This is a genomic window from Azospirillum griseum (genome assembly GCF_003966125.1).
GTDB classification, from domain to species: domain Bacteria; phylum Pseudomonadota; class Alphaproteobacteria; order Azospirillales; family Azospirillaceae; genus Azospirillum; species Azospirillum griseum.
In genome coordinates this window covers 1-321 of record NZ_RXMA01000161.1, presented here as the reverse complement: position 1 = coordinate 321, position 321 = coordinate 1, and the positions used below count along the sequence as shown (strand labels likewise).

Below are 321 nucleotides of genomic sequence, written 5' to 3'. Positions count from 1 at the left end.
CGGCCGTGGCGGCAAACCGAGGGCTTGCTGGGCTCGCTCATGCGCCTGCTCGGCTTGGAACTGTCGGTCCCGGACCACACGACGTTTTCCCGGCGCAGCGCCAAGCTGGAGGTGGCGTCGGCCCTGGCGGCGACGGACGGGCCGACCACCGTGGTCATCGACTCCACCGGGCTGAAGGTGTTCGGCAAGGGCGAGTGGCACTTGGAGAAGCACGGCGGCCAAGCGCGTCGGAGTTGGCGGAAATTGCATCTGGGCGTCGATCCCACGACCGGCGCGATCCTCGCCTCGGAGCTGACGAGCAACGAGGAGGGCGACGCCTCG

Annotated in this window: 1 protein-coding gene; it reads left to right on the top strand. The window is 69.5% G+C overall.

Annotation, left to right across the window (positions count from 1 at the left end; translation table 11 throughout):
* Nucleotides 1–321, top strand: a 321-nt coding sequence (locus EJ903_RS26615; protein ID WP_148105341.1) for a transposase, incomplete at both ends; no start/stop codon positions are given.